Source organism: Xanthomonas sp. LF06-19 (genome assembly GCF_034105425.1).
GTDB lineage: Bacteria > Pseudomonadota > Gammaproteobacteria > Xanthomonadales > Xanthomonadaceae > Xanthomonas_A > Xanthomonas_A sontii.
Genome location: NZ_JAXGGH010000002.1, coordinates 687,768 through 708,149 on the forward strand (window position 1 = coordinate 687,768; position 20,382 = coordinate 708,149).

At 63.9% G+C, this 20,382-nt stretch carries 17 protein-coding genes; 16 read left to right on the plus strand and 1 reads right to left on the minus strand.

Annotated features, from left to right (window positions below; all coding sequences use genetic code 11):
* The first annotated feature begins 67 nt into the window (after positions 1-67).
* From SLW55_RS06935 to fabV, 3 genes are all read left to right on the plus strand, one after another.
* Positions 68-1,165: a histidine kinase gene (locus SLW55_RS06935; protein WP_320744871.1), complete on the plus strand. Its 1,098-nt coding sequence runs from the start codon at positions 68-70 to the stop codon at positions 1,163-1,165.
* On the plus strand, positions 1,162-1,794 hold the full coding sequence (locus SLW55_RS06940) for a response regulator transcription factor (protein ID WP_267098934.1): 633 nt from the start codon (positions 1,162-1,164) through the stop codon (positions 1,792-1,794). Before SLW55_RS06935 ends, SLW55_RS06940 begins: the two co-directional genes overlap by 4 nt.
* 353 nt (positions 1,795-2,147) lie before the next feature.
* The gene (gene fabV / locus SLW55_RS06945; RefSeq protein WP_320744872.1) at positions 2,148-3,353 is read left to right on the plus strand and encodes an enoyl-ACP reductase FabV; all 1,206 of its coding nucleotides are present in this window, start codon (positions 2,148-2,150) and stop codon (positions 3,351-3,353) included.
* Positions 3,354-3,704: 351 nt separating this feature from the next.
* On the opposite strand, the gene SLW55_RS06950 is transcribed toward fabV, so the two are convergent.
* Positions 3,705-4,727 (minus strand): sugar kinase, encoded by a 1,023-nt coding sequence (locus SLW55_RS06950; protein ID WP_320744873.1) that lies wholly within the window; start codon positions 4,725-4,727, stop codon positions 3,705-3,707.
* Between the two features lie 295 nt (positions 4,728-5,022).
* On the opposite strand from SLW55_RS06950, the gene SLW55_RS06955 reads away from it, so the two are divergent.
* From SLW55_RS06955 to SLW55_RS07015, 13 genes are all read left to right on the plus strand, one after another.
* Positions 5,023-7,800: a TonB-dependent receptor gene (locus tag SLW55_RS06955; protein ID WP_320744874.1), complete on the plus strand. Its 2,778-nt coding sequence runs from the start codon at positions 5,023-5,025 to the stop codon at positions 7,798-7,800.
* A gap of 445 nt (positions 7,801-8,245) precedes the next feature.
* Complete coding sequence (locus tag SLW55_RS06960) at positions 8,246-12,034, plus strand: LamG-like jellyroll fold domain-containing protein (RefSeq protein ID WP_320744875.1); 3,789 nt, start codon at positions 8,246-8,248, stop codon at positions 12,032-12,034.
* A gap of 246 nt (positions 12,035-12,280) precedes the next feature.
* On the plus strand, positions 12,281-12,490 hold the full coding sequence (locus SLW55_RS06965; RefSeq protein WP_267098938.1) for a hypothetical protein: 210 nt from the start codon (positions 12,281-12,283) through the stop codon (positions 12,488-12,490).
* A 788-nt stretch (positions 12,491-13,278) separates the two neighbouring features.
* The gene (locus tag SLW55_RS06970) at positions 13,279-13,647 is read left to right on the plus strand and encodes a hypothetical protein (RefSeq protein ID WP_267098940.1); all 369 of its coding nucleotides are present in this window, start codon (positions 13,279-13,281) and stop codon (positions 13,645-13,647) included.
* A 200-nt stretch (positions 13,648-13,847) separates the two neighbouring features.
* Complete coding sequence (locus tag SLW55_RS06975) at positions 13,848-14,117, plus strand: hypothetical protein (RefSeq protein WP_267098941.1); 270 nt, start codon at positions 13,848-13,850, stop codon at positions 14,115-14,117.
* A gap of 155 nt (positions 14,118-14,272) precedes the next feature.
* Positions 14,273-14,731, plus strand: a complete 459-nt coding sequence (locus tag SLW55_RS06980; protein WP_267098942.1) for a GNAT family N-acetyltransferase — start codon at positions 14,273-14,275, stop codon at positions 14,729-14,731.
* A gap of 83 nt (positions 14,732-14,814) precedes the next feature.
* Positions 14,815-15,363 carry a hypothetical protein gene (locus tag SLW55_RS06985; RefSeq protein ID WP_267098943.1) on the plus strand — a complete coding sequence of 183 codons (549 nt, stop codon included), beginning with the start codon at positions 14,815-14,817 and terminating at the stop codon, positions 15,361-15,363.
* A 57-nt stretch (positions 15,364-15,420) separates the two neighbouring features.
* Positions 15,421-15,987 (plus strand): hypothetical protein, encoded by a 567-nt coding sequence (locus tag SLW55_RS06990; RefSeq protein WP_267098944.1) that lies wholly within the window; start codon positions 15,421-15,423, stop codon positions 15,985-15,987.
* The gene (locus SLW55_RS06995) at positions 15,984-16,757 is read left to right on the plus strand and encodes a hypothetical protein (RefSeq protein WP_267098945.1); all 774 of its coding nucleotides are present in this window, start codon (positions 15,984-15,986) and stop codon (positions 16,755-16,757) included. Before SLW55_RS06990 ends, SLW55_RS06995 begins: the two co-directional genes overlap by 4 nt.
* Before the next feature lie 293 nt (positions 16,758-17,050).
* Positions 17,051-18,118: a DUF6708 domain-containing protein gene (locus SLW55_RS07000; protein ID WP_267098946.1), complete on the plus strand. Its 1,068-nt coding sequence runs from the start codon at positions 17,051-17,053 to the stop codon at positions 18,116-18,118.
* 280 nt (positions 18,119-18,398) lie between these two features.
* The gene (locus tag SLW55_RS07005; protein ID WP_267084891.1) at positions 18,399-18,752 is read left to right on the plus strand and encodes a hypothetical protein; all 354 of its coding nucleotides are present in this window, start codon (positions 18,399-18,401) and stop codon (positions 18,750-18,752) included.
* A gap of 228 nt (positions 18,753-18,980) precedes the next feature.
* A complete protein-coding gene (locus SLW55_RS07010) occupies positions 18,981-19,334 on the plus strand; it encodes a DUF2185 domain-containing protein (protein WP_148828250.1) in 354 nt (117 codons plus the stop codon).
* Positions 19,335-19,608: 274 nt separating this feature from the next.
* Entirely contained in the window at positions 19,609-20,304 is a 696-nt protein-coding gene (locus SLW55_RS07015; RefSeq protein WP_320744876.1) for a DUF1963 domain-containing protein, read from the plus strand.
* Positions 20,305-20,382: the final 78 nt, after the last annotated feature.

A 20,382-nucleotide genomic window follows, 5' to 3' on the forward strand; every position in this document is an offset into this window, starting at 1 on the left:
CTGCCGGAAGTCACTTTCTGCGCCCGCCCCATTGCCGCGGCATCGGCCCGCGGTCAGCATCGGCCGCATGAACCGATTCCTGCGCGATCTGATCGAACCCAAGCGCCTGGCCGGGTTGCTGACCGTGGCCACCGTGCTGTGGTCGTTCCAGTTCGCGCCGCATGCGCTGGTGGCCTGGCGCTGGACTGCGGCGGCGCTGTTCCTGCTGCCGCTGCTCGGCGCGCACTACCTGCCCGGGCGCTGGCGCGATGTCGCGCTGTGGGTCGAGGCAGCCGCGGCGATGGCCCTGGTCTGGCTGGAGCCACACGTCGGCACCGCGCCGGTGCTGCTGGTGGTGGTGGTCGCGCAGGTGGCGCTGCAGTGGCCGCCGCGGCCGGTGCTGGCGCTGGCGCTGCTGGCCAACCTGGGCACCTTCCTGGCGCTGTCCGCCGCCGGCATCAGGCATCCGTTGCTGACCACGCTGATCTACGCCGGCTTCCATGCTTTCGCCGGCCTCAGCGCGCACTACGCGCGCACCGCCGAGCTGGCGCGCGAGGCGCTGGCGCGGGTCAACGCCGACCTGCTGGCCACCCGCGCGCTGCTCGCCGACAGCACCCGCGACGCCGAGCGCCTGCGCCTGGCGCGCGAACTGCACGACGTGGCCGGGCACAAGCTCACCGCCCTGCGCATCCAGTTGCGCCTGCTGCTGGCCGATCCGGCGCTGGCGCAACGCACGGAGATGGCGACGGTGGAGCGACTGTCCGGCGAACTGCTGGCCGACATCCGCGCGGTGGTGCAGTCGCTGCGCGACGACCGCGGGGTGGACCTGGAGACCGCGCTGTGTGCCCTGGCCGCGCCGTTCCCGCGGCCGCAACTGCAGTTGCAGATCGATCCGGCGCTGCGCATCACCGATCCGCATCTGGCCGAGACCCTGCTGCGGCTGGTGCAGGAAGCGCTGACCAACGCCGCCCGGCACGCCGACGCGGCACACGTGCGGGTGCGCCTGGGCCAGGAGCGGCAGCAGCTGTGCCTGGACATCGAGGACGATGGCCACCGCGCCGAGCGCATCCGCGAGGGCAACGGCATCGCCGGCATGCGCGAGCGTCTGGCCGCGCTGCACGGACGCCTGGAACTGGGCCGCACGCCGCTCGGCGGCATGCAGCTGAGCGCGAGGCTGCCGCTGTGAGCGCGCTGCGGATCGCCCTGGCCGACGACCAGGTGCTGGTGCGCGCGGGCCTGCGCGCGCTGTTGCAGACCCAGGGCATCGTCGTCGCCTGCGAGGCCGACGACGGCCAGGCCTTGCTCGACGTGGTGGCGGCCACGCCGGTGGACGTGGTGCTCAGCGACATCCGCATGCCCGGCATGGACGGCATCCAGGCGCTGCAGCAGTTGCGCGCGCGCGGCGACCGCATGCCGGTGCTGCTGCTCACCACCTTCGACGAATCCGATCTGCTGCTGCGCGCCACCGCCGCCGGCGCGCAGGGCTTCCTGCTCAAGGACGCCGCGCCCGAGGACCTGCGCGAGGCGATCGCGCGCGTGGCTGCCGGCGAGACCCTGCTGCAGCCGGTCAGCACCGACCCGGTGCGTGCGCGCTACCGCTACCGCGACGAGGACGCCCCGCGCGACACCTTCAACGAACGCGAAGTGGCGATCCTGCGCCTGCTCGCCGGCGGCTACTCCAACAAGGAGATCGCGCGCAGCCTGTTCCTGGCCGAAGGCACGGTGAAGAACTACGTTTCCACCATCCTCGACAAGCTCGGCACCCGCGACCGCACCCGTGCCGTGCTCAAGGCGATCACCTTGCGCATCATCTGATGCGTGCACCAGCGGTGGCGCTGCGACGTCCACCGGCAGCGCGGCGGGACTGAAGTCCCTCCCACAACGGTGCCACCGTGCCGTGCCGCGGCCTGCCGCAGGAGCGGCTTCAGCCGCGACAACCGATGGCGCGATTGCGGCTCGCCGATCAGCTGTTTCCCTCCAGCCAGCACGACATCCGCCGCCGCGACGCCTCCCCTGTGGGAGCGACCTCAGTCGCGACGCGACCCATCCGAACGCGCGCGCACGCCCGCAGTACGCTCCATACCCCGCCGTGTGCTGCCACCGGGACTTCTGCACACCCGCCGCAGACATTAAGATGCCGCGGGCATTGTGCCGACGAGGAATTCACGTTGATCATCCATCCGAAAGTCCGCGGTTTCATCTGCACCACCACGCATCCGCTCGGCTGCGAGCGCAACGTGCTCGAGCAGATCGCCGCCACGCGCGCGCGCGGCGTGCGCCACGACGGGCCAAAGAACGTGCTGGTGATCGGCGCGTCCAGCGGCTACGGCCTGGCCTCGCGCATCACCGCCGCGTTCGGCTTCGGCGCCGCCACCCTCGGCGTGTTCTTCGAAAAGCCCGGCAGCGAGAAGAAGGCCGGCACCGCCGGCTGGTACAACGCCGCCGCCTTCGACAAGCAGGCCAAGGCCGCCGGCCTGTACAGCAAGTCGATCAACGGCGACGCGTTCTCCGACGAGGCGCGCGCCAAGGTCATCGAACTGATCAAGCAGGACATGGGCGGCCAGGTCGACCTGGTGGTGTATTCGCTGGCCTCGCCGGTGCGCAAGCTGCCGGGCACCGGCGAAGTGAAGCGCTCGGCGCTCAAGCCGATCGGCCAGACCTACACCGCCACCGCCATCGACACCAACAAGGACGCGATCATCGAGGCCTCGATCGAGCCGGCCACCGAGCAGGAGATCGAGGACACCGTCACCGTGATGGGCGGCCAGGACTGGGAACTGTGGATCGATGCGCTGGACGCCGCCGGCGTGCTCGCCCCGGGCGCGCGCACTGTCGCCTTCAGCTACATCGGCACCGAGATCACCTGGCCGATCTACTGGCACGGCGCGCTGGGCAAGGCCAAGGTCGACCTCGACCAGACCGCGCAGCGCCTGCACGCGCGCCTGCAGGCTCACGGTGGCGCGGCCAACGTGGCGGTGCTGAAATCGGTGGTGACCCAGGCCAGCGCGGCGATCCCGGTGATGCCGTTGTACATCTCCATGGTCTACAAGATCATGAAGGAAAAGGGCCTGCATGAAGGCACCATCGAACAGGCCGACCGTCTGTTCCGCGAACGCCTGTACCGCGAGGACGGCCAGCCGGCCGCCACCGACGACGAGAACCGCCTGCGCCTGGACGACTGGGAACTGCGCGACGACGTGCAGGATGCCTGCAAGGCGCTGTGGCCGCAGGTGACCACCGAGAACCTGTTCCAGCTCACCGACTACGCCGGCTACAAGCACGAGTTCCTCAAGCTGTTCGGCTTCGAGCGCCAGGACGTGGACTACGACGCCGAGGTCGACCCCGACGTCAAGTTCGATTGCGTGGAGCTCTGAGGAGCGGGGATTCGGGAGTGGGGATTCGGGCGTCGTGTCGATCCCGGATCCCGGACAGAGCATGCGGCCGGCAGCGATGTCGGCCGTTTTCTTTTGCGCTGACGGCGAGGCAGCGGTGGCGGCACGCCGACCGAATCGCGTCGGGACTGAAGTCCCTCCCACAAAGACCTCATCCATCCCCGCGGCATCTGCTGTAGGAGGGGCTTCAGCAGCGACAAGCGAAGCCGCGGTGCCGGGACTGTCCGCACACCATCAAGAAAAAAAACGCCACATCGCAACGCCAATCCGCACGCAAACCCCGAAGCGCCAGCGCTTCTACGATTCCCCACTCCCCATTCCCCACTCCCGGCTTCACCGCCTCACATCGAACCGCGTCGCCCCCACACACGCCTGCACCTCGGCCTCGCTCAGCGCCAGCACGTCGCCCGGCAGCGTGTGCTTGAGGCAGCCGGCGGCCAGGCCGAAGCGGATCGTGGCGGTGTCGTCCCAGCCACGGCTCAGCCCGTGCAGCACGCCGGCGGCGAAGGCGTCGCCGCCGCCGATGCGGTCGACGATGCCGCTCAGCTCCTCGGCCGGCGCCTGCGCGACGCTGCCGTCGCGGCGCAGCAGCATCGCGCCCAGGCTGTGCCGGTCCACGCTGTGCGCCACGCGCTGGGTGCAGGCCATCGCCTGCAGCTGCGGGAATGCGGCGAAGGCGTCGCGCGCGCCCGCTTCTACCCGCCCCTGCACGCTGTCCTGCGGGTAGCGGTGGCCCAGCACCACCTCCAGGTCGCGGTAGTCGGCGAACAGCACGTCCGCCTGCGCCAGCAGCTGGCGCAGGATGCCCGGAGCATCGCCGTTCCAGGCCTCCCATAGCTTGGGGCGGTAGTTGCCGTCGAACGACACCCGCACCCCGGCCGCGCGTGCCGCCTGCGCGGCCGCCAGCGCCGCGGCCGCGCCGCGTTCGCCCAGCGCCGGGGTCACTCCGGACAGGTGCAGCCACTGCGCGCCGTGCAGCAGCGCCGGCCAGTCGTGCCGGTCGCCCGCATCCAGCGCGAAGGCCGAGCCGGCGCGATCGTAGGTGACCTCGCTGGGGCGGTGCCCGGCGCCGGTGCTGAGGAAGTACAGGCCCATGCGCCCGGGTACGAAGCGCACCCCGCTGGTGTCCACGCCATGCCGGCGCAGTTCGCCGGCCGCGGCCTGGCCCAGCGGGTTGTCCGGCAGCACGCTGACCGCCGAGACGGCGTGGCCGAAATGCGCCAGCGCCACGCCCACGTTGGCCTCGGCACCGCCCACCTGCACCTCCAGCCGCGGCGTCTGCAGCAGCCGTTCGTGGCCGGGCGCGCCCAGACGCAGCAACAGTTCGCCGAAGCAGACGATGCGGGAAACGGTCATGGCAAGCGGGTCCGGCAGCCGAAGGGACGTCAAGCATGCCGCGAAATGCAAACGCCGACCAGAAAAAGTGACTAGCGGTGTCATTTTTGTGCGGCAGCAGGCGCTTCGGCACTGGCCGACGTCGCGATCCTGCGCTATCTCATTGACTGCAAAGACCCTCGGGTCGCCGGGCACTCTGTTGCGCTGCAAGATGCCGGGATGTTTCGCAACTGTTAACGTTGGTTTTGACCAGCGGTGTCATTCGCGACAACGCCCGCAGTTCCACGCCGTCATGTAACCCTTGGGAGGGGAGGACATGCAATCACGTACCGAACGCCGGAAGACACCGGTTACCTTGCTCGCACTGTCGATCGGCCTGGCCCTGCAGGCCGGTGCCCTGCAGGCGCAGGAAGCGCCGGCGTCCGCGCCGCCCGCCGCGGCCTCGGCCGATGCCACCACCGAGCTCGACACCGTCGTCGTCACCGGTTACCGCGCCAGCGTGGAGAAGGCGCTGGACATCAAGCGCGCCGAAAAGGGCATGGTCGACGCCATCGTCGCCGAGGACGTGGGCAAGTTCCCGGACACCAACCTGGCCGAATCGCTGCAGCGCATCCCCGGCGTGGTCATCACCCGCGACGCCGGCGAAGGCCGCAACATCTCCGTGCGCGGCCTCGGCCCGGACTTCACCCGCGTGCGCATCAACGGCATGGAAGCGCTGACCACGGTCGGTGCCAGCGACCAGAGCGGCGGCACCAACCGCGGCCGCGGCTTCGACTTCAACGTGTTCGCCTCGGACCTGTTCACCCAGATGGTGGTGCGCAAGACCGCCTCGGCCGACGTCGAGGAAGGCTCGCTGGGCGCCACGGTCGACCTGCGCACCGCGCGGCCGTTCGACTACGACGGCTTCACCTTCGCCGCCAACGGCCAGGCCACCTACAACGGCATGTCGCAGAAGGCCGATCCGCGCATCGCCGCGCTGGTCGCCAACACCTGGGCCGACGGCACCTTCGGCGCGCTGATGTCGGTGGCCTATTCCGAGCGCCAGGTGCTCGAGGAAGGCAGCGGCACCACGCGCTGGGCCAACGGCCCGAGCAACAACGGCTACAGCCCCACCTCGCCGTTCGCCGCCGCCAACAGCGCCAACGTGTTCAGCCCGCGCATCCCGCGCTACACGCAGATGGAGCACGAGCAGAACCGCCTGGGCGTGACCGGCTCGCTGCAGTGGAAGCCCAACGACAGCACCGAGTTCTCGCTGGACGGCCTGTACTCGAAGATCGATGCCAAGCGCGACGAGCACTACATCGAGGCGATCAGCTTCAGCCGCGGCCGTTCGCAGAACGGCAAGCCGGACATGATCGTGCGCGACGGCTACGTCGACCCGGCCTCCGGTGCGCTGCTGTATGGCCGCTTCGACAACACCGACATCCGCTCGGAGAACCGCCACGACGAGTGGAACACGGTCTTCAAGCAGCTCACCCTCAACGGCGAGCACCGTTTCAGCGACACCTTCAAGATCACCGGCGAGATCGGCACCTCCAGTTCCAAGCACCGGAACCCGATCCAGACCACGGTGATCATGGACAAGAACAACGTCGCCGGTTACAGCTACGACTACCGCAACAGCTACACCTCGCCGGTGTTCAACTACGGCATCGACCCGACCGCCGCCAATGGCTGGACCCTGGCCGAAGTGCGCATGCGTCCGCAGTCGGCCAACAACAGCTTCGACACCGGCTCGCTGAACTTCGAGTGGAACCTGGGCACCAACTTCACCCTCAAGGGCGGCGTGCTGGCCAAGAACTACGGCTTCGACACCAAGGAGTTCCGTCGCGCGTCCGAGACCAGCGTGCCGACCTTCGCCACCGGCAACCGCATCGTGCCGGTCGACCTGGTGACGCTGGCCGGGCTCAAGGGCATCGAGGGCACGCCGTCGAACTGGGCGGTGCCCGACCTCAACGGCATCGCCGATGCGCTGGGCATCTACAGCGGCACCGGCACCTGGACGCTGACCGAGCGCGCGGTCAACACCCGCAGCGTGGAAGAGAAGGACCGCGGCGCCTGGTTGATGGGCGACTTCGCCTTCGACATCGGCGCGATCCCGTTCTCCGGCAACATCGGCGTGCGCTACGTGAAGACCAACCAGTCTTCCACCGGCTACGCCCTGGTCGGTTCGAACCTGATCAACACCACGGTCGAGCGCGACTACCACGACACCCTGCCGTCGCTGAACCTGGTCGCCGAGATCACCCCGGACTTCCTGATCCGCTTCGGCGCCGCCAAGGTGATGACGCGGCCGGGCCTGGGCAGCCTGACCCCGGGCGTGACGGTCGCCGTCGCCGGCGGCGCGCGCACGGTCAGCGGCGGCAATCCGAACCTGGATCCGATCCGCGCCAAGACCGCCGACCTCGGCTTCGAGTGGTATCTGCAGGAAGGCGCGATGCTCGGCCTGGCGCTGTTCTACAAGGACATCGACAGCTTCGTGCAGACCGCGCGCACCATCGCCCCGTACTCCAGCAGCGGCTTGCCGGTCAGCCTGCTCGACGGCACCGGCGCGGCGGCCAGCGACGACTTCGTCTTCAGCGTGCCGCTCAACACCCCGGGCGGCAAGCTGAAGGGCGCCGAGTTCAACTACATCCAGCCCTTCAGCTTCCTGCCGGGCAAGTGGGCCAACTTCGGCACCCAGCTGAACTACACCTACGTGCAGTCGAAGATCCAGTACGTCACCGGCACCGGCGCGCTGTCGTTCAACACCGACCTCACCGGCCTGTCGAAGAACTCGTACAACGCCACGCTGTTCTACGAAGGCGAGCGCTTCAGCGGTCGCGTGTCGCTGACCCACCGCGACGGCTACCTGACCCAGGTGCCGGCCACGGAAACCGGCTTCGACATGCACGGCATGCGCGGCACCAATGTTGTGGACGCCAAGCTGACCTACAAGATCGACGAGAAGATCGACATCAGCCTGGAAGGGTCGAACCTGACCAACGTGCCGTACTACGAGTGGGTGCAGACCAGCGCCACCGGCGCGCAGCTGCCGCTGACCTACAGCGAGACCGGCCGCCAGTACGCGATCGGGGTGCGTTACAAGTTCTGAAGACTGCGTTCGCCGGTGCCGCGCTGCGGCATCGGCAACGCCCCGCTGCCCGCATACTCGCGGGCCGGGGAGGGAGATCGACGCGCGCCGCCACGGTGCGCGCCGATCGCAAAGGAGCGAGATGAAACAGGCAATGTGCGGCAGCGCGGTGGGCGCCGGCGGTGGTGTGTCGGCGATCGGTCCTGGGGTGTGGCGTCGCCTGAAGGCGAAGGCGGTGCACCTGCTTGCGTCCATCGGCTCTCCGCGATTGCCACAGGATGTGCCGGCATCGCGCGTCGCGGCTGACGCCGCTCCCACAGTGCAGTACCGCACATGTGGGAGCGGCGTCAGCCGCGACGCGCGGTTCCTACCCACTTCGGCAAAGCAAGGCTCTACTGCATACGCCGCCAAATCGCAGAGCCCAGGTCGCATCTCACACCGCCTCGCCCTGCTCTGTGCCCTCGCGTTGCCAGCGATCGCCGCAGCCGCCCCCCCTGAACTGCTGTTCCGCGTCTCCGCCGACAAAGGCCTGGACGCCGACGTCGCCCATGGCGACCCCCAACCCAACTTCCGCGACAAGATCGCCCTGGTGCCGACCGGCGTCTCCGGCCAGGCCATCGAATGGGCCGACGACGGCGTGCTGTCCTGGAACGCCCCCGGCAACCTCTACACCCAGCGCGGCACGCTGTCGTTCTTCTGGCGCTCGCGCTACCCGGTGGGCGAAGCGCCGTTCGTGATCTTCCGCGTCGGCTACGCCGACCACACCAGCTGGGACATGGCCTGGCTGCGCATCGACTGGAACGGCCACGGCTTCGATGCCTTCGTGACCGACGCCAACCTGGCGCGCACCCGCGTCTCCTTCAAGCTGGACAAATTCCCCGCGCCGAGCGCCTGGACCCACCTGGCCTTCGCCTGGGACGAGACCCGCGGCGTGCGCCTTTACGTGGACGGCAAGGAGGCCGCGCGCGTGGACTGCACCCAGGCCTGCGCCGACGGCGGCTCGCTCGACTTCGACGCCGCGCTCGACCAGCTCGGCCTGGCCGCACGCGTACTCGCCCCGCACCAGGTGCAGAGCCGCTACAACTTCCTGCGCGGCAGCGATTTCGACGAGATCCGCGTCTACGACCGCATGCTCGACGCCGCGGGCGTCGCCGCGCTGGCCCGGCAGCAGGAACCGCGCAGCGCCGAGACCGTGCCCGACAGTGCCGCGCGCAACGCCTGGCTGCACCGCTTCGGCTGGGACCACGGCCGCGCACCGCCGGCGCTGGATGCCCCGTCCACGCGCATCCGCAAGGTCGAGTTCGCCGACGCCAAGGACCTCAAGGAATGGATGTGGAAGGCGACCGACGGCATCGCCGAGACCACCTGGCCCGGCGTGTACAACCGCTCGCGTCTGCCCGGCCGCAACGACTACTTCCAGCTGCCCGACTGGAACGTCTACGTCGAAGGCGGCAAGGCGCTGGACCTGGCCCTGCCCGACGAACCGTTCAACCGCATCGAACTGCGCGGCGCCGCCTATGGCCAGGCCACCTATGCCGCCGATGGCGCAGAGCCCACGCCGCTGTTCTCGCGCGCCCAGGGCACCGTGCGCAGCGTCGACCAATTCGAGCGCCGCCGCGGCGGCCACCTGCGTTTCACCAACGTCGCCCAGGAAACCCCGATCCAGGAGATCTGGGCCTACGACGTGAGGGCCGGGGCCGAGCCGGCCAACCCCAGCGCCACGCTGCGCTACACCGTGCGCAGCGACATCGCCCCGGACTACGCCAACCTCGCCGCGCTGCGCGCCTACATCGCCGGGCGCTACCCGCCGGACGAACGCAGCACCGTGGTCGCCCTGCCGACCAAGGCGCCGTCGCGCAAGCGTGCCGACGAAAAGACCGCGGTGCCGCCGCTGCCCATCGTGCATGTGCTCATCCCGTCCAACCTCGGCGACGCGCCGGTCGCGCAGCCGCTGATGCGCAGCTGGTCGTACGGCTGGGAGAACATGCACGACGGCCTGGACGGCATCGCCATCGACCTGCCGGCGCTGCAGCTGCCGGCCACGCACAACGGCCTGATCCCGCTCAACCTCCGCGTCAAGGATCCGATCTGGCCCGGCCGCGACATGCTCGACGTGTCGGTGTCGGTCGCACCCGGACAGGCGCGCACGCTGTGGCTGGACCTGCGCGACCGCATCCTGACCGACGACAGCCTGATGCTCAGCATCGCCTCGGCCGCGCCCGGCTTCGACGCGCGCGCGCTGGACGGCGCGCAGATCCGCCTGCTGTTCAAGCCGCGCGAGCAGGCCAAGGTCGAGCACATCGCCGACCGCTTCAACCAGGTCAAGGACAACTGGGGCTTCCTGGTCGAGGAACACACCACCTCCAAGCGCCAGCGCCTGTACGCGCGCCTGGATGCGGACATCCACGACCTGCTGCGGGTGGATCCGGACAACGCGCTGGGCCGCCAGTACTGGGCCGACATCAGCTACGGCAACCAGGGCCCGCTGCCGGTGCAGTTGCCGCAGCCGCCCAAGGGCGTGCCGGGCTGGGCGTTCTGGCAGCTGGAAGATCTCAAGGCCACGCGCCGCTACATCAACTGGTGGATCGACGAGCGACAGGTGGATTACGGCGATTTCGGCGGCGGCATCTCCGACGATTCCGACCTCACCCAGCAATGGCCCGGCGTCGCCCTGATGGGCGTGGACCCGGACAAGCTCAACGCCTCGCTCACCGCCCTGTCCGACGCCAACTACCGCAACGGCATGTTCACCGACGGCCTCTCCACCATCGAGACCGACGAACTGCATTCCTACGAGGACGGCATCAACATCAACAGCGAAATGCTCTACCTCAACTGGGGCGACCCGCTGACGGTGGAGCGGCTGATGCGCACGGTGAAGGCGTTCGACCGCATCATCCAGGTCAACCCGCAGGGCCACCTGCTGTTCGCCAGCAACTGGTTCGGCGGGCGCAAGGTCTACCGCGAACCGAACTGGCAGTGGCAAAAACCCTACTCGTTCCCGATCCTGCACCCGGCGCTGCTGCTGGGCGGCTACAACGCCGACCCCAACAGCCGCCGCATCGTCACCGGCCTGGCCGACGGCTACCTGGCCCATGCCTACACCGACGCCAAGGGCCAGTGGGCGCTGCCCAACGAGATCAACTGGGCCACCGGCAAGACCCGCGGCGGCAGCCTGTTCGACGGCAGCGGCGGCCCCGACACCCTGCACACCTTCTGGGCCGTGTACCGCTGGACCGGCGAAGCGCGCTACCTCCAGCCCATCGACTATCGCGTGGCCAAGGCCGGCCCAGGCGGCCTGTCCCTGCTCAACGAAAACTTCCTCGACGTGCTCGGCAAGCGCGACAGCTGGGGCGCCAGCCTGGCCAAGGCGGCGGCCGACGCCGACCCCGACGACGCCCCGGACTTCGCCCACCACGTCGCCTGGGAACAGAGCGGCGACCCGCGCTGGCTGGAAACCCTGTACCGCGCCGAGACCCGCGACAAACTGCAGACCTTCTACATGAACACCGAAGGCCACTGGTGGAGCGACCGCGTCGAATCGCCCACCGTGAACCTGCAGCGCGCCCGCCTCGGCGGCGTCGCCCTCAAGCGCAACCAGACCTACCCCGGTCACACCGTCAGCTGGCGCTTCGCCGACCCCGAAGGCGCGGTGCAGGTGGCGCTGCTGCTGCCGAAGCCGCGGCAGGATCGCTTCACCGTCATCGGCTACAACACCGGCGGCAAGACGCAGCGGGCGCAGATGACCGGGTGGAATGTCGCGGCTGGGCAGTGGCGGATGCGGGCGGGCGTGGATCGCGACGGCGATGGGAAGATCGACGGCAAGGCCGCCACGCGCGAATTCGCGTTCGAGAAGAGTGGGGCGGTGGATGTGGAATTCCCGGCCGGCAAGACGGTGGTGATGGAGTTCGAGTTGGTCACGCCGGCTGCGGTGCCGGTCGAACAGCGGCCGGATCTGGGGATCGGGCGTGGGGATGTGCGGGTGACGGCCGATGCCATCGAAGTCACCGTGCACAGCCTGGGGCATGTGGATGCGCCGGCGGGGTTCGTGGTGCTAGAGGATGCGCGCGGGCGGGAATTGGCGCGGGCGGCGTTTCCTGCGTTGGAGGCGCCGCGGGATTTGGAGCCGAGGACGGCGCAGGTGCGGCTGGCGGTGCCGCGTGGTGCGAGTGCCAAGGGAGGTCGGCTGCGTGTCGTCACCGAGGGCGACGTGGCGGAACTGACGCAGAGAAACAATGCAGTGGATGTGCCCTGACTTAATTGGGCCCACATCAAGACGCGCCCTTACCTAGCGGGACGCGCATTCACCCCGGAATGTCCCCGACTGACGGCTTACATTTGTCTCCCCAAAAAGTGTGACGTTGTGCTAGAACAGGGTTGTCTGTGGGGGAGAACGGACTTCCACCGGACATGATTGGACGGTTGCGCCTGGGGATACGCGGCGCAGAGCGTCCATCTGTAATGGGAACGCTAGGACGCCACATTTTCTCAGGGGAAATCGATGTTTACCAAAGTCTCGATCATCGCGGCACTTGCTGGGTTCGCCATTTGCCTGGCTGCTGCATCTGCGGACGCACGTGTGCGTGCGGCGGGTTCACACCACACGACTAGTCATGGCGGGCATTACGCGGCGGGCCACGGCTCTTCGCATAAGGGTGGTAGTTATAGCAGTCCAAGCACCAACAATCAGTACCGTCGGCATAAGCCTTAGTTTTTAAGCTAAGAGATTAACGGTAAAAAGACAATTTTTAGTGGCATCATCGAAGCTAGACCGTATTTTATCGGCGTCTGCCAATCTGAAAGCGCACTCTAGCCCCGGTTCTCGGTTCTTTCAGGCTGAACCCGCTTCGTGGATAGTTTTAATTCACGCGTTAGGCCGCAGGGAGAGATCTCATTGCTTGAGATAAACAACAACAACTTGGTCGCCGCAATTATGGCTCTTCAGTTTGCAACTTTCGGCTGGCGAATCAATCGGGAGATTAGCGTCGGCGACGCCGGACGCAGAACTTGGCTGCCCGTCCCTGACATCCTTAACGTCGTCAGCATGCTTTCTGTCGTTGCTATCTGCGTTATCCTACCGCTCAAGACTGGAGTATTTTCGAACTACTCACGTGCCGTCTTGGCAGGTAGCTTTGTCCTGATCGCGTTTTATCCCCTTGCTCTTGCTGGCCACTACCGGCTTTTTTCTCGCGGCGGCAGATCCATCTACTTGGAGAAGGGACGGGACTATCCATACTGCACCGGCCAAGAGGCTGCGGCACTAACAGTCGCAACCCTGCTAACTGTGTTGGCGGGCTGGTACGTGCAGGGGGCCTAAAAATTCATTGAAGCTGAGTAATGGGGTCAGAGTGATAGGGGCAGAGTGCACTTCTCCATGATTGGAAATCTAAAAAGTGCACTCTGACACCCATTTCCCTTTCAATTTTAGAATCAAAACGCGCGGGCTATTGGACTCTAGCGGTAGGCGACTTTATCAACTGTAAGGGGGAATATACGGTAGTGGTGGGGGTTACCATACACAACAAGGAAGAGCTAAAAGCGGCATTGAGTGGAAGTGCGGACGAAATTGTTGTTCAAGACCAAAATCTCATTAAGCATCTGCGTGCAATTAGAAGGCTACGTAAGGCCGGTCCGCTGGCTATTGGCGCAGTTGTTGCAGCGATCCCTCTTATCCCGTTCACTGGCGGAGCAAGCCTACCTGTAACGTTGTTTGGATTCCTTGGCATGTCCGCTATACCTGTTACAGCGGGCATTGCCGGGCTTGCAGTTGCGATCAGTGGGGTGGTGCTTATCGGGTTATTAACCGACTGGGAAGAAGTGGAAATGGCCGGTGTTTTCAAGCTAAAGCGGAAGTCAAAGGGTGCCTAATAACTCAAACAATCCAAGAGTCCTCTAGATCAAGTAAATGACGGGTCGGGTTCATTTATAAATTCAACTTGACCCCATTCCTGCAAAATCAATGGCTTTAATGGCGCACTTTCGCGCGTGCCCTAACAATTCACTAAATCCGAACGCGTCTCGTGCGTCGGGTTAACTCAGGCGTTAGGCTTCACAATCGAGGAAATCGGATGATCACCATTAGCTCAGAAGAGTTCCGCAACCTTATGGGTCAATCTGCGATTCAACGCGGCCTCGGCTCTTATGACGTCGCAGCCGGAGTCTTGGAGGGAATGATTCATCTTTTCGATCAACCTGCCAAAGAAATCGCGCTCTTACAACTAATCTACGTGTACAACGATGCCGGTAACTCCGCTAAATGTAAAGAATATGCCGAAGAGCTGGCTATGTACGATCCGGAGATTCCGTCGGTAAAGAAGGTACTTGCCTCATACAAGTGAAGCTTGAAAATTCGCTCAAGCCGGCCTCGTGTCGTGGCCGTGGTCACGTGCTTTGCACTACGCTTGCATCTGTCCGCCGCCCCTGCAACGGGGCGGCCTAATTTAGGCATTAGGTGGCATAGGAGAGATTTGTGGCAATTCCAATGACAGATCCGATGAACGCGCTCACTTCGTTCCAGGAGGCGCTACGCGAGGGAGAAATCGCTCCGCGACAGGGCGAGCTTCACAGTGATCTACTGGTTCTCATGGACCAACCACAGGGCGTCTCGCGTTTCACCTACGCGCTGACTGAAAACGGCGAAGCTATCGCCGTGGCAATCTTCGTCATAGCAGACCCCATAGATGGCGCACCGTGCTTTAACGCGGGATACGCTGTTGATCCAAGCTTCCGCTCTCGGGGGCTTGGCAAGCTCGTCGTCCAAAAAGCCTTCGATGAGCTAACGAACGGCTTCAGGCGAGCCAAAATGCCTCATCTGCATGTTGAAGCTATAGTGTCCACAAGCAACGAACCATCCAAGAGGCTTGCGCAGCGGCTATTTTCTTCCATGCCAACCGAGTGCACGGATGGCGAGTCAGGGCAGCCCGCACTCCAATACGTCAGGCAGCTATTCTAGACTTGCCGCCTAACAATTCATTCAAGCCTAACCCGCTTTGCCGATCGGTTTAATTCTGGTGTCAGACCTTAGGAGGCACTTCTGTGGCCAATGAGTTCCCAGAAATTCACGAGCGCGTTACCGCCGGGAGACTCCTATCGCTAGTTGCGGCCCACGTAAGTGAGCATATGGGCTCATTTGGCACATGGTTGCTCGTTGGCGTCGGCGCAACGTACTCCCTAGTGCTTGCGAACCTTGCTTCTGTGCAGCAGTTTGTGTCGCTTTGGTCAGTTCGGTCAGGCCTCCTTCTGCTCCTCGCGGCAGTCGTTCTAGGCGTACTTCAGCGCTGGCTTGCAGCTATCGTTGGTGCAAGCTCTGCGGCTGCGGAAAAAGCTGACAAGATTGGCCGTGATCTGGCTGATCAAGACATAGATCTTGACTTCCAAGTCTTGTTTCGTGAGATGGAGCGTGGCACTTACTATCCGGCCAAGTGGATCGTAAAGCGCAGCTACAGCAAGGTCATGGCTGGAGACTTCGCCGCCTCAGGTCGTATGAGCGCCGGTATCGTCCAAGTTCAAAGTTTTCTGGTTCTCGCGCAGGTTGGGTTTGCACTTGCAGCCATAGCGACTATCGCTTGCGGCGTTAAGGTCTAACAATTCATTCAAGCCGACGCCACATCGTTGCGCGGCTTAACTCGGGCGTTAGGCGTCATGACGAGCACTCCGGAAAACTGGGAAACATATGAGCAAGTCGCTCGCGAGATCATTTCAGACCTTCGTCGCGAACTCGGCATAGACGTTGTTGAGGGGAGGCAAGCGCTGCAGGGAGAGAGCGGCGCCACTTGGGAAATAGATGGGAAAGCTACGTCCGGAAGTTCAGATGGATTCTTTGTTGCTGAGGCCCGTCGCCACACTACGTCTGGTCAGAAGCAAGAGCATCTAGCTGCGCTCGCATATCGGATTCAAGATCTAGGTGGCTCCGGCGGCATTATTGTCTCTCCGCTCCCCCTTCAACGCGGCGCGAAACTTATCGTCGCGCATGAGAACATTGCTGAGATGAGATTGACCGCTGACAGCACAACCGAGAACTACATAGCGCAGCTCTCGGAGCGAACGTTTCTTCATGCAACAGTTCAGTTAGGAATAGTCTTCGGAGACCATTGCAGCGCAACGGTCATCAAGTCGGATGGAACTCGCATTGATGACGCGCAAGAATTCATTCAAGCCGACGCCGCTTCGCGGCGCGGCTTAACTCAGGCAGTCCCCTCGTCAAGATGATCGATCAGCTCCTAATCTCAAAAAAGCTCTATCAGGAGGGCTGTCGTCAGCACGATCTTGGCGACCCTATTAGTGACGGCGTCGCCGTATCCCTATTTCAGGATGCGATCGAGATATTTATCTGGACGCTGATCAAGGCCAAGAGCATAAGTGTCGGGAAGAACTCTGAGTTCACAAACAACATCGGGCTTATCGTTGCTGCCGGATTTCGAGTTCCGTCGCAGCCAAAGCTGCTGGAACTCAACAAGGCCAGAGTCAACTTTAAGCACTACGGCAACCTTCCTGCCCGTAGAGATGTCGGTAAGTTCCGTGCGTATACGCAAGAGTTTCTGGTCGAGGCTTGCCTGGAGCATTTCGGCATCAGCTTCTCGGATACTTCTGGCGCTAGCCTTATTCGTTCCGTTCAGTTGCAGGAGTACTTCCAGTCAGCCAGAGCGGCCGCTAATGCTGATGAGCTCCTTCCAGCCTATGAGAGCCTAGGCAAAGCCAAGTACGTCATATTCCGGGAGCTTTCCGATCGGCTTCCGCGCTTCGAAACCCGGGACCGCGGCCAAGCTCGTGATTTTCAGATCTTGCGCGACCTTCTCCTTGTCGCAATACACAAGATTGACTTGAATGAGTACAAGTTCGCTGCCTTTGCCCTACCGACTACTTTTCGCATGGTTTCTGGAAAGTTCCAGCAAAATCACAATCGAACTAAATATTCGCAAGAGGAGTTCAATCGTCTATATGACTTCCTTCTTGATCTGTGTCTCAAAGAATCCCTGTGATGGGAAACAGGAGTCAGAATGCTATTTTTTTGAGAAGTGTGCTCTGACCCCCTGTTATCGGTAATAGGAGAAATGGGTGGCCTTCGAAGACTTGTATCCGAAAAACAGGGGTCAGAATGGAAACAGGGGTCAGAGTGCATTTTTATTGTATGCAAGGCAATTTAAAGTTAGCTCTGACCCCAGTTCTGTTTGGCGTCATATGGTGCCGGACCGCGTAGCATAGACCGCTGCGCCGCTGCCTTCGAGTGCGTCAGCCGCGGGCTCGACACGCTCATCGTGAATAAACCCTGGCCATGGCCCGAACCAAGAACGACAAACACCCTGCCTCCGGACCCAAGCCATCGGCATCGGGCCGGCCACTGGGCCTGGCCGATCTCGAGTGGCTTGGCCAGGCGGCCTGCGACGAGTTCTTCAAGCTGCACGACAACGAAGTGTTCAGGGGCATCGGCGCTGGGGCGGTGCTCTTGCCGCCACACAGCGTACCGGCCAGCCGATCGCCCAACAGCGGCGGCGCGGTCATCGAGGCGTTTCCGCATGGGCTAGCATACGGAAGCATGATGACTGTGCTCGTCGGCTATCTTGCTTTCGGAGCAATCGCCATCATGAGCCCTTTGCTCGCTTTGCTGATTCCAATGCTCTTCACAAGTTTCGATGCGTTCTCGGCTGTGTTCGGTGGAATCATGCTGTTGGCTACTACGTTCATGCTCCGCTTCGACCTCATCGGCTACCGCTACGCACCCACCCTGTTCGACCGCAACGCCGGCAAGGTCCATGTCTTCAAGGACAACACGCGTCTCTTCGGCTGGTGGCCGCTCTGGGGCGGGGGCGGCCAGCACGAGATCCTCAGCTACGACTGGGCCTGCGTGCGCGCCCAGGTCGTCCGCTTCAAGACCTTCACCGGCACCGTCGCACAGGACAACGCGGCACTGCAGATGATCGTGCTGGCTGCGCCCGGCGATACCCGCGTGGTCGGCCAGTTCGGCCTGGGCCTGACCAGCAGCGCCATCGCCGTGCAGCCCCTGCTCGATACCTGGGAGCACATCCGCCGCTTCATGGAGCACGAAGGGCCGCTGTTCGTGGAAGGCGACGGGCCCAATCAGGCCTTGTTTGAGATGCGCCTGGCGCGCTGCATCTTCTTCGGCCAGCCCTTCATCGGCCCGGGCAGTGCGGAGCATTGGAGGCATCCCGACCTGGGCGCCATCCTCGGGCAGGTCATCGCCATCCCGCTCTTTCCGCTGACCCTGCTCTACGGCCTGATCCGCTGGGCCAGTTTCCACATCAAGAGCAAGCCCGCATGGCCGCCTGAAGTGTTGGCCAGCGTGGGCGGCGCCCCCTTGCGCGGCAGCGCGCTGGACGCTTAGAAAACGGGGGGCGGAGTGCATTTTTCTTGTATGCAAGGCCATTTAAAGTTAGCTCTGACCCCAGTTCTGGAGTAGACATGCTGGGCACAACAATCCACACGAGACGAATGCGTGTCGTGGTTCCGCCTACTTCATGCATCAGTCTAGTGATGGACGCGCGATGCGGCATCCACTTTGGGCACGTCCTCATGATCGCGAACTGTGGCATGCTCGGTTTTTGGCAGTAGTGCTGGGGAGCGCGGTCCATGCTTCACGACCTCCTTGGCACCAACGCCTAACGATGATGCAACCCGAAGCCGCCGCGCGGTGCGGTTCAATTCAGGTACCAAGCCCCGAGAACATGTCTATGCAGCCGGCGAAGATTCCCATACTTGCTCTGCTGGTTCTTGAAGCAAGTCTGGTCATTTCAACGGTGGCGTCCCTCCTCCTGCGCGATGTCCCTGTGGTGCCTGTTGCGTTCGCCGTGCTTGGGGTTGGCTCGTTCCTGGCGCTTCTGATCTCGGTTCCGGCAGCGTGGTACTCCGTGGCCACGGATCGCTCAACTCGCTCGGCGCCTTACTTGTCGACCGTCGTCGTCGGTAGTCTCCTGATTACCTCTTTCATCGTGCTGCCGTTTCTGGGCGGCGGCGTGTAGCAGTGGGCACACCAAGCCCGGAGGCTTGAGGCCTGACGACCGGTCTTGGTGACACCCAGAGACCAGCGACGCCAGCAAGATCCAAGACAGAGATCTATGGCATGCTCGCGCCCATGCGGCAGTGCTGGTGAAGCGCAGTCGATGCTTCACCACCTCTGGCACCACCGTCCAACTATTCATTCAACCGGCCCTGCTTCGCGGTGTCGCCCAATCCAGGTGTCAGGACGCATGACCAAGCAGTTCCGACTCTCGCAAGATCAGATCGAGCCAATGGCCGAAGGCTACGGCGGCTGTATTGCCACCGACAGGATCACCGTCGACGGTGATTCCGTGCGCTTCATGTACCGCGAAGCGCCGGACAACGACATCGATAGCGGTTGGCGCTTCATGTCAGGCTCCGAAGACGATGCGTACATGGACAACCCAGCCAACCATGCCGTCTATGACGTCAACACGATCGCCAACTACGACCCGAGCATTATTCCGTTTCTGGACGCCCCGGAAGGCAGCGCATTTGAAAAGCTCCCGGAGTCGGAGCAGTTCATCGCGGTGACAAACTGGACGCCGGAGGATGAGCCCTGACAGTTGATTCAAACCGCCTCCAGATCGTGGCGCGGTTTAACTGTAGTGCTAGTGACAATGGGCAATCCTCCGCTAGTCCACATGGTTGGGCCAGTGTGGCGGGGCGGCGCAAACTCGGAGTCCGATCTCCTGGCGCCTTGGTATCGGCGTAGCCTAGAGGTTGCGACACAGGATCGGAGGGCACCTGTCTTGGAAATGCCCACTGATCCTTGTTCTACTGGAAGTAAAGCCAGTAAACACGGCTCGGCCTAGATGAAGCGCGGAAGACGCACACGTGACGACGACAGCTGACGACCTCAAAGCTCAACTCGCCCGCTCGGGTGTCATCCTGGAGATCGGGGGATTCCGGCCGCCCGACGATCCCCTGGCAAGTTGGTTCGGTCGCGTGAACGTCTGCGCGCCGGGCGAGACATGGCCGGAGACGGCGGGACGGCCGATGCATGCGCTATGTCAGATCAACGTCAGCGAACTGCCGCTGCGGCCGGCCCGCCTCGCGGATATCGCACTGATTACGGTGTTCATCGGTCCCGATACGCTCCCGGTCGATACGCCCAACGGGGAAGGGTGGTGTCTGCGGGCCTACAAGCGCCTCGATGGACTGATCCCGCTGACGCCACGGCACACCGATTCGCCGATCAGCGCATTTCCGATGCGGCCGCATGCCTTTCATGACGACTACCCGTGCTGGGAGGATGCGCCGATGGATCTGCCAGCAGACATCGAAGCGCACTACCACGATCTCTTCCGGAACCTGGATGGCTTCAAGCTGGGGGGATGGCCGACGCTGATCCAGGCCGAGATCTTCTGGGCGCCCTTCAAACGCCATCCCGCATCGCCCGAGTTCGTCTTCCAGATCGACTCCACGGACAAGGGCCGCTGGATGTGGGACGACGGCGGCGTCGGCTACTTCGGCCGCGGAACAGCACCAGGAAAAGAAGACGAGTGGGCGCTTGCGTGGCAGTGTTACTAGCGACGTCCGGCGGAGAAGGCAGCGAGACCAGGTGCACAGTTGATCGAGTGATGCATCAAGCGAAGTCCTAGCCAGACT